A 9,182-nucleotide genomic window follows, 5' to 3' on the forward strand; every position below is an offset into this window, starting at 1 on the left:
CGGGTGATCGCCTCGACCGAATCCCGTGGTGACCGGCACCTCGAGATCGTGGGTCGCCGCGCCGCCGACCCCCGCACCGAAGCGCGTCCGGATCCCGCACCCGAACCCGACCCTCGCGAACTCGATGTACCGGAACCCGATGCGCCCGAACTTGATGTGCCCGAACTCGATGCCGCCGGGCACGCGATCGCGGAACTGCGCCGCCGCGGCCCGCTCAGCACCGACGACTGGGTTGCCGCGCTCGTCGAGCGGGGGCTCGGCACGACCGCGGAAATGGCCGCGGTGGTCCGCGCCCTCGACGACTCGCCCGTCGGGGTGCTCGCCGACGGCCGGGTTGCCGCGCTCGACGGGCTGCTCGAGGGCCGGGTGTTCACGCATCGGCTGTCCGCGGAGGAGGTCGCGTCCGGGGTTCTCGACATCGACCCGGACCTGTCCGCGCTTTCCGTGCTCGCCGGATCCCGTTCCCGCGGAGGCGAATGCGAGGTCGCCGTGGTCTCCCCGACCGCGGACGCCGCCGCTCTCGCTGCCCGCGGCCGCACCGAGTTCGCTGCCCCGGAGATCGAGCGGCTGCTGCTCGACCCGGACCTGCTGCACGCGGCGACCGCGGGCGACCTGATCGGCCTCGGGCTGGCTGGCGGTCGGCTGCGGCTGGTCCGCGTGGACCGGACCGCACCCGCCCCCGACCTCATCGACGCCCTGCGGGAGGTGATCGCCGACGGCGCCGTGCACACCGACCCCGTCGTCTGGCAGTTGGTCGCCGAGCATCCCGACCTGTTTACCGCGCCGACGGCGCCGCTGACCGAACTGCTCGCCGCCGCGGGCCACGTCTGCGAACGGAACTATCTGGCGCCGAACGGTTTCGACTTCGACGCCCATCACCGGACCGCGCTCGTCGAGTCGATCGCTCGGGAGAATCGGCTGAACGTCGCCGAGGCGGGGTCCGTCGTCGACCTCACCGACCTCGTCCACGAGGTCGCCGACGCGGTCGAGCGGGGCGAGGATCCGTCCGAGGTCGCCGCTGCCCGGGTGACCGTGGACCCGCGGGTCTTCCGTGGCCTCGCGGATCCGTCGGCGGCGGCGGTCGCGTTCGACCTCGCCACCCTCGGGGACGACCGCGCCGAGGCGCTGCACGCGGTGGCGTCGGCGCTGATCGAGCACGCGTCCCGCCGGGTGCGCCCCGCCGCGCACTGGTTGGCGGGCAAGGCCGCCGACCAGTGCGGCGACGTCCTCGTCGCGGTCACCCAGTTCGAGCTGGCGCTGGACCGCGACCCGGACTGGACACTGGCCGCGTTCGATCTGGCCCTGCTCGCCGCCGACGCGGGCGACGTGCCGCGCGCGCAGTCGCTGCTGGCCCGCATCGAGGGCGGCGACGCGGACACCCTGCAGGAGGTGTTGGCGCGGTATCAGCCCGCCGACCGCCGCGAGCTGGGGCGCAACGACCGCTGCTGGTGCGGGTCCGGCCGCAAGTACAAGGCCTGCCACCTCGGCCGGTCCGACCTGACCGCCGACGCCCGCGCCTCCTGGCTGTACACCAAGGCGCTGATGTTCGCCCGGACCCCGGAACTGTTCGACCTGGTGCACGAGCTCGCCGAGATCCGGGCCGCGCACACCGACGACGAGGACGCAACCATCACCGCCCTCGAGGGTGGCCTGGTCATCGACGCCGCGCTGTTCGAGGGCGGGGTCCTCGAGCAGTTCGTTGCCCGGCGCGCGCAGGTGCTGCCCGCGCAGGAACTCGAGCTGGCCCGGCAGTGGCTGGGCGGCAGCCGCGGCGTGTACGAGGTGACCGCGGTGTCACCGGGACGGTCGCTGACCCTGTGCGACGTGGCGGGCGGCGAGCCAATCGAGGTGGTGGACGCGGTGGCGGGCCACCACTTCGCGGTCGGCGGGCTGGTCTGTGCGCGGCTGCTACCGACCGGGGAGTCCGTCCGCGCGTTCGGGGGGATCGAACCGATCGACCCGCGGTACCGGGGCGAACTGGTGGAGATGTGCGGGTCCGCGGAGACCGAGCCGGACGAGCTGGTCGACGTCCTCAGCCTGGCGTTCATGGCGCGCTGATCGTCGCGCGACAGATCGGTCTGTCCCCGGGTGGAACCGATCCGGGCATTGCCGCGTCTGAATCGTTGTGAGCCGATGAGCACGGCCCCTGGGGGAAGGGGACCGGCGCCCGGCGGTTCCGGTGGCCGGTGGGGCAGTCGAGCAGGGGGTGACTGCCCCACCGCGCATTCGCCCCATCTTCGCGCCGAGACAAGTGAACCCCGGTCCGGCACGCTGCCGGGTCCGGGGTTCACTTGGGTGCGGTCGGGCTCAGCCGTGGTACGGCTCGGCGCTGACCAGGGTGACCTTCATCGTCTTGCCGTTGGGCAGGATGTACTCGCGGGTCTCGCCGACCTTCGCGTCGAGCAGGGCGCCGCCGAGCGGGGAGCTGGGGGAGTAGACCTCGAGCTTGTCGTTGCGGGCACCCTCTTCGCGGGTCGCGATCAGGAAGGTCTCGGTGTCGGACTCGTCACCGTCGTAGTACACCTTCACGACCGAGCCGGGCAGGGCGACACCGGACTGGGTGGGGGCCTCGCCGACCTTCGCGCTGTTCAGCAGTTCCTGCAGCTGGCGGATGCGGGCCTCCTGCTGGCCCTGCTCCTCGCGCGCAGCGTGGTAGCCACCGTTCTCCTTGAGGTCGCCCTCTTCGCGTCGCTCGTTGATCTCGGCCGCGATGACCGGACGGTTGGCAATGAGCTGGTCGAGTTCGCTCTTGAGCCGGTCGTGGGACTCCTGGGTCAGCCAGGTCACCTGGGTCTCGGTCATGCTCGATCACTCCTCGTAGTCGGAACCCGGGGACGGGTCCCCTGGACGGACCACCGATACCGGTGGTCGTGCATCGGAGTCCGCGTCGCACGCGCATCCGGATGCAAATACAGCACCACTGCAAATGCAGCAATACACGGTTCCTGCCCGGAACCGTGTATCACCGTATTTTAGCACGAGCTGGGATTTTCCCGGCGAAGGTCGAGGCAGCGCCACCCGCACGACCGGGACGGACCCGGCGGGACTCAGCCCGCGGTCAGGTAGGACGGAACGGTCGATCCGCAGCCGTAGATGTCGGCGACGCCGGGGGGCTGGGAGGTCGTGACCTGGGTGTCAATCTGGACGGTGCCATGCTCGGACGGTTGCACGACGATCTCACGCCGACCGGTCTCGGAACCGTCCCGTGACCGGACGCGGACGATGCACAGCGCCGCCTCGGACGGCTCCTCGCGGGTGACGGTGAAGCTCATCGCCATCGTCGAGTCGTCGACGATCGAATACTGCACCATCTCGGACGCGATGTCCTTCGCGGCGAACTTGTTGTACCCGAGCCAGGCGACGGCGAGGCCGAGCAGGACGACGCCGATGGTCAGCACGATCGCGGTGATCCGGGATCCGCGGACGCTGCCCTGCGGCATCGGATAGCGGTCGGAGGGGATCGTCTCGGTCATCTGCTCGACTCTCGTGCATCGGTCCGGGCAGGCGCGCGTGCCCGGCGGGGCGCCCTCCGTCGGCCGATCCGGACAGGGTCACGGTGACGCTGGAGGTGTCGGGTGGAACTATAGGGGAAGGACACCGGGCCCCCGCCCGCGCGGTCGACGCGACGGGTGGACGGTGTCCGGAAGGCCCGATCGAGTTCCAGGCGAAGCTGAGGTGAAGGAAGACTGTGAGCGGATTACGTCTCATGGCCGTGCACGCCCACCCCGACGACGAGTCGAGCAAGGGTGCTGCGACGATGGCCCGCTACGCCGCCGAGGGCAACGAAGTGCTGGTGGTGACGCTGACCGGCGGCGAACGCGGCGACATTCTCAACCCGGCGATGGACGTCCCCGGCGTCCGGGACCGGATCAGTGAGGTCCGCAAGGAGGAGATGGCGGAGGCCGCGCGGATCCTCGGCGTCCGGCAGACCTGGCTCGGGTTCGTCGACTCCGGGTTGCCGGAGGGCGACCCGAAGCCGCCGCTGCCGGACGGCTGCTTCGCGCTGGTTCCGTTGGAGGAGTCGACCGAGGCGCTGGTCCGGGTGGTCCGCGAGTTCCGTCCGCACGTGATGACCACCTACGACGAGAACGGTGGCTATCCGCACCCGGACCACATCCGCTGCCACGAGGTGTCGATGGCCGCGTACGAGGCGGCCGCCGACCCGGACCGGTTCCCGGACGCTGGCGCGCCGTGGGAGGTGCAGAAGGTGTACTACTCGCACGGATTCATCCGCAAGCGTCTGCAGCTGTTCCAGGACGAGTACGACGCCCGCGGCGAGGAGTTCCCGATGGCGGAGTGGCTGAAGAAGTGGAAGACCGAGCAGGGTGACCTGATGGCCCGGGTGACGACGCAGATCACCTGCGGCGAGTACTTCCCGCAGCGGGACGACGCGCTGCGCGCGCACGCCACCCAGATCGACCCCAACGGGTCGTTCTTCGCGGTGCCGCTCGACATCCAGCAGAAGATCTGGCCGACCGAGGAGTTCGAGCTCGCCAAGACCCGGGTGACCACCGCGATCCCGGAAACCGACCTGTTCACCGGCGTCGACCACGTCGGGGTCGCGTCGTCGGGGCAGCCGGACCAGGAGGAGAAGAAGTGAATCTGGCAAGCGCGTCGGTCGTGTGGCTGGCGCAGACCCAGGGGACGCCGACCGGCCCCGAGTTCGGCAAGGCATCCCCGGTCGGGCTGGTGCTGATCGTGCTGCTGCTGATCGGCACCGTGCTGCTGATCCGGTCGATGAACAAGCAGCTCAAGAAGCTGCCGGAGACGTTCGAGCCGGAGCATCCGGAGGCGGACCAGGAGGCCGACGAGGGCACCGACCGCGGGGCGGCTGCGGCGCCAGCGGCGGGCGCACCCGGCGCCGCGCGCACCGGGGACGAGCCCGAACCGCCCGCGTCGTCCCCGAAGTAGGGCGCACGGGGTGACGAGGTCCCGAAACGCCCTCGGCGACGCGACCAGCCCATACCTGCGCCAGCACGCCGACAACCCGGTGCACTGGCAGCAGTGGGGTCCCGACGCGCTGGCCTGGGCCCGCGAGCGGGACGTCCCGGTGCTGCTGTCGATCGGGTATGCGGCCTGCCACTGGTGCCACGTGATGGCGCACGAATCGTTCGAGGACGCCGCGACCGCGGAGCTGATGAACGAGCACTTCGTGTGCATCAAGGTGGACCGGGAGGAACGCCCCGACCTCGACGCGCTCTACATGAACGCGACCGTCGCGATGACCGGGCAGGGCGGCTGGCCGATGACCTGCTTCCTCACCCCGGACGCGGAGCCGTTCTACTGCGGCACCTACTACCCGCCCGCGCCGCGCGGCGGGATGCCGTCCTTCACCCAACTGCTCGAGGCGATCGCCGACACCTGGCGCACCCGCCGCGACGACGTGCAGCGGGCGTCCGCGTCGATCACCGCGGAGCTGCGCGGCGCGGGCGGCGCCCTGCCCGCGGGCGCCGCGGTGCTGGACGCGGTGCTGCTCGACCGGGCGGCGGCCGCGGTCCGCGCCGACGAGGACGTCGCGCGGGGCGGCTTCGGCGGGGCCCCGAAGTTCCCCCCGTCCGCGCTGCTGGAGGGCCTGCTCCGCGGCCACGAACGCACCGGCTCGGCGCTGGTGCTCGACTCGGTGACCCGGACCGCGGAGGCGATGGCCCGCGGCGGCATCTTCGACCAGCTCGGCGGCGGCTTCGCCCGCTACGCCGTCGACGCCGACTGGGTGGTGCCGCACTTCGAGAAGATGCTCTATGACAACGCCCAGCTGCTGCGGGTGTACGCGCACCTGGCGCGGCGCACCGGGTCGCCGCTGGCGCTGCGGGTCGCCGAGCAGACCGCGGAGTTCCTGCTCCGCGACCTGCGAACCGACTCCGGCAGCTTCGCGTCCGCGCTGGACGCCGACACCGATGGCGTCGAGGGGTCGACCTATGTGTGGACGCCGCAGCAGCTGATCGACATCCTCGGGTTCGAGGACGGGGTGTGGGCGGCCGGCCTGCTCGCGGTGGGCACCGCGGGCACCTTCGAGGCGGGCACCTCGGTGCTGCAGCTGCCCGCCGATCCCGACGATCCGGATCGCTGGGATGCGGTGCGCCGCAGCCTGTTCGAGGCGAGGTCCGCGCGGCCGCAGCCGCACCGGGACGACAAGGTGGTCACCGCGTGGAATGGGCTCGCGATCACCGCCCTCGCGGAGGCGGGGGCCGGGCTGGGCAGGCCGGAGTGGGTGGACGCGGCAACGGACTGCGCCCGGGATCTGCTCGCCACGCACCTGGTCGAGGGCAGGCTGCGCCGCGCGTCCCTCGGCGGGGTGGTCGGGGCGGCGGCCGCGGTGCTCGACGACCACGCCGCGCTGGCGACCGGTCTGCTGTCCCTGCACCAGGCGACCGGGGACCCGGTGTGGCTCACCAACGCCATGCGCCTGCTCGACCTGGCGCAGCGGCACTTCGCGGACCCGGACGCGCCGGGCTGCTGGTTCGACACCGCCGACGACGCCGAGACCCTGATCGCCCGGCCCCGGGACCCGGTCGACGGCGCGACCCCGTCCGGGGCGTCGTCGATGGCGGAGGCGCTGCTGACCGCGTCGGTGCTGACCGGGCCCGCGGACGCGCACCGGTATGCCGCGGCGGCCGCGGCCACCCTCGACCGGGGCGCGCTGCTGCTCCACCGCGTCCCGCGTTCGGCCGGGCACTGGCTCGCGGTCGCGGAGGCCGCGGTGCGCGGGCCGCTGCAGGTGGCCGTCGCCACCACGGGCGGGGCCGGCCCGAACGATGCCGCGAACTCGGACGCGGGGCTGCTCGGCGACTCTGGGCTGCTCGGCGTCGCGCGCAGGCACGCGCCGGGCGGTGCGGTCGTCGTCGGGGCGGCGCCGGATTCCGTTCCACTGCTGGCCGATCGGCCCCTCGTCGATGGGCGGGCCGCCGCCTACGTGTGCCGCGGCGCCGTGTGCGAGCGGCCCGTCGTCGAGGTCGAGACCCTGCTGGAGTCGCTGGCCCGCTAGCGGGTTGCGGCCTCGATCACCGGCCAGGAGCGGGCCAGCTCGTCGCGCCAGTACGGCCAGGCGTGGTTGCCGACCGGGGCGGCGCTGCGGGTGACGTCCGCCCCCGCAGTGCGCAACGCCTGCGCCAGCTGATCGGTGCACAGGTTCGCGCCCACCTCGAGCGCCCCACCGACGACCACGGTCCTGGCGAAGCCGGGGTCGGCCGGATCGTCGTGCGGGCCGGGCAGTCCGGTCCCGGACGAGAGGTACACCGGCTTGCCCGCCAGCGCCGGGGCGCCCGCGATCGGGTCGTGCGCCCGCCAGGTCGCCCCGCCCTGCGGTCCCCACATCAGCTCGGAGTCGGCGCCGCCGTTGATGACCACGAGATCGGTGACGGCCTTGCCGACCGGACCCTCGGTCAGGTAGCAGCCGCTGTAGCCGACCGCGCCGTCGAAGACGTCCGGGTACTGCTCGGCGAGCAGCACCGCGCCGGTGGCGCCGGACGAGATACCGCCGACCATCGTCCTGCCGTTGGTGCCGAGCCGGGCGTCGAGCAGCGGCGGCAGTTCCTCGCCGAGGAAGGTGGCCCATCGGGTGCGGCCGAACGTGGGATGCTCGCGCTCCCAGTCGGTGTAGTTGGTTCCGGTCCCGCCGACCGGGAGCACCACATTGATGTTCTTGTCCGCGAAGAACTCCCGCGCGTTGCCGCGCTCGGGGTCGAGCCAGTTGTTCTCGGTCACCTGACCGGAGTTGCCGTCGAGCAGCAGGTAGCTGCCGCGCGGGCGGCTGTCGTCGGCGGGCAGCAGCACCTTCACCGGCACCTGACGGCCCATCGCGGGGGAGTCGACCTGCAGCAGCAGCAGCCGGTCGCCGAGGTCGGTGACGGACGCGATCGCTGGCGAGGCGTCGGCGGCGACCGGAACGTAGTCGGGGACCACGGTCTGGGCGGTCGCGGTCTGGGTGGTCGCGATCGGCGCACCGACCACGGTCGCCGCCAACGCCGCCAGCAGGGCGCGGCGGGCGGGCCGCCGGGTCACCGGGGCGCCCCGAGCGCGTCCGCGAGCATCGGCCACGAGCGATGCAGGTCGTCCTGCCAGTAGCCCCACGAGTGCGTGCCGTTCGGGCGGAAGTCGTACTGCACGTTCGTCCGGCCCAGATCGCGGGTGCGCTCGGCGAGCCGGTAGGTGCAGTAGTTGGTCGCGGCCTCGATGACGCCGCCGACCACGAGCTGGCTGCCGAGCGTGATCGGATTCCCGTTCAGCCGGGGGTTCGCGAGCGAATCATGCGCCCCGGGAAGGCCGTTGCCGCTGGCGACGTAGATCGGGATGTCGGGCAGCTTGTCCGCGTTGAGGTACGGGTCGTGCTCGGCCCACTCCGGGTCGCCGGGCGGGCCCCACATGTTATCGGCGTCCCCGGTGCCCGCACCGACGACCATCGTGACGAACTGCCTGCCCGGCGCCTCGCTGGTCATCGCGCACCCGCTGTAGGAGGCGACGGCGCGATACAGGTCCGGGGCCTGGATCGCCAGGTCGAGGACCGAGGTGCCCGCCATCGACAGCCCGGCAAGCGCGTTGGCGCCGGTGGTGTCGAGCCGCTCGTCGATCACCGGCGGCAGTTCCTCGGTGAGGAAGGTGGTCCACATGTTGATGCCGTTGTTGCCGCTGTTCTTCGCGAGCCCGGGGTCGGGGTGGCGCCAGTCGGTGTAATAGCTGAACGCGCCCTCCATCGGAACGACGACGTTGACGTGCCTGCCGGCGAAGAACTCCGCGACGTCGGTCTGGGCCTCCCAGGTGGCGCCGTCCTCGCCGCCACCCGCCCCGTTGAGCAGGTACAGCGTCGGTGCCGGGGTGCCGGTGTCCGCGGGCCGCAGGATCTCGAGCGGAATGTTGCGCTGCATCGACGGCGAGTACACGTCGATCGCTTCCCAGCGGTCGCTGCGGGGCGCGGTGTCCGGCGAATCCTGCCGGGCCGCAGGGGAATCAGGAGTCTGGGCCGCGGCGACCGGCGGGCCGAGGGTGAGCAGGCCGACGGTGAGGGCGAGCCCGCAGGCGCGACGCAGGTGGGGTGAGGGGCTCAACGGCGATCCTTGCAGCGGCACGGTTCGTGGATGGGGGGTGAGGCGGGTGCGGGGGGGGGAGGGAGAAAAAAGGGGAGAGCCCAAAAAAAACAAACCCCCCCGGCCCGAGGGGGGATCCCCCCCCCACCCCCCGCAATCCCACCA

8 protein-coding genes are annotated in these 9,182 nt (G+C 72.3%); 4 read left to right on the forward strand and 4 right to left on the reverse strand.

Features of this window, described 5'->3' with window-relative positions; all coding sequences use genetic code 11:
- The first annotated feature begins 3 nt into the window (after positions 1–3).
- Positions 4–2,058, forward strand: a complete 2,055-nt coding sequence (locus ACFWQG_RS01075) for an SEC-C metal-binding domain-containing protein (protein WP_378505715.1) — start codon at positions 4–6, stop codon at positions 2,056–2,058.
- 249 nt (positions 2,059–2,307) lie between these two features.
- On the opposite strand, the gene greA is transcribed toward ACFWQG_RS01075, so the two are convergent.
- Both greA and ACFWQG_RS01085 read right to left on the reverse strand, forming a co-directional pair.
- A complete protein-coding gene (gene greA / locus ACFWQG_RS01080; RefSeq protein WP_378505716.1) occupies positions 2,308–2,802 on the reverse strand; it encodes a transcription elongation factor GreA in 495 nt (164 codons plus the stop codon).
- Positions 2,803–3,047: 245 nt separating this feature from the next.
- The gene (locus ACFWQG_RS01085) at positions 3,048–3,473 is read right to left on the reverse strand and encodes a DUF4307 domain-containing protein (protein ID WP_378505717.1); all 426 of its coding nucleotides are present in this window, start codon (positions 3,471–3,473) and stop codon (positions 3,048–3,050) included.
- Positions 3,474–3,688: 215 nt separating this feature from the next.
- On the opposite strand from ACFWQG_RS01085, the gene mca reads away from it, so the two are divergent.
- The 3 genes from mca to ACFWQG_RS01100 are packed head-to-tail and all read left to right on the forward strand — an operon-like array spanning position 3,689 to position 6,982.
- Entirely contained in the window at positions 3,689–4,600 is a 912-nt protein-coding gene (gene mca, locus ACFWQG_RS01090) for a mycothiol conjugate amidase Mca (protein ID WP_378505718.1), read from the forward strand.
- The gene (locus ACFWQG_RS01095) at positions 4,597–4,911 is read left to right on the forward strand and encodes a hypothetical protein (protein ID WP_378505719.1); all 315 of its coding nucleotides are present in this window, start codon (positions 4,597–4,599) and stop codon (positions 4,909–4,911) included. Before mca ends, ACFWQG_RS01095 begins: the two co-directional genes overlap by 4 nt.
- A 10-nt stretch (positions 4,912–4,921) precedes the next feature.
- Entirely contained in the window at positions 4,922–6,982 is a 2,061-nt protein-coding gene (locus ACFWQG_RS01100) for a thioredoxin domain-containing protein (protein WP_378505720.1), read from the forward strand.
- Here the strand turns inward: ACFWQG_RS01100 and ACFWQG_RS01105 are convergent.
- Together ACFWQG_RS01105 and ACFWQG_RS01110 are read right to left on the reverse strand one after the other, a co-directional pair.
- Positions 6,979–7,998, reverse strand: coding sequence for an alpha/beta hydrolase (locus ACFWQG_RS01105; RefSeq protein WP_378505721.1), 1,020 nt, complete (start codon positions 7,996–7,998; stop codon positions 6,979–6,981). The two genes, ACFWQG_RS01100 and ACFWQG_RS01105, sit on opposite strands and share 4 nt — an antisense overlap.
- Complete coding sequence (locus ACFWQG_RS01110; RefSeq protein WP_378505722.1) at positions 7,995–9,038, reverse strand: alpha/beta hydrolase; 1,044 nt, start codon at positions 9,036–9,038, stop codon at positions 7,995–7,997. The genes ACFWQG_RS01105 and ACFWQG_RS01110 overlap by 4 nt, the downstream gene beginning before the upstream one ends.
- Positions 9,039–9,182: the final 144 nt, after the last annotated feature.

The sequence above is a fragment of the Rhodococcus sp. NPDC058532 genome (assembly GCF_042719255.1).
GTDB lineage: Bacteria > Actinomycetota > Actinomycetes > Mycobacteriales > Mycobacteriaceae > Rhodococcus_G.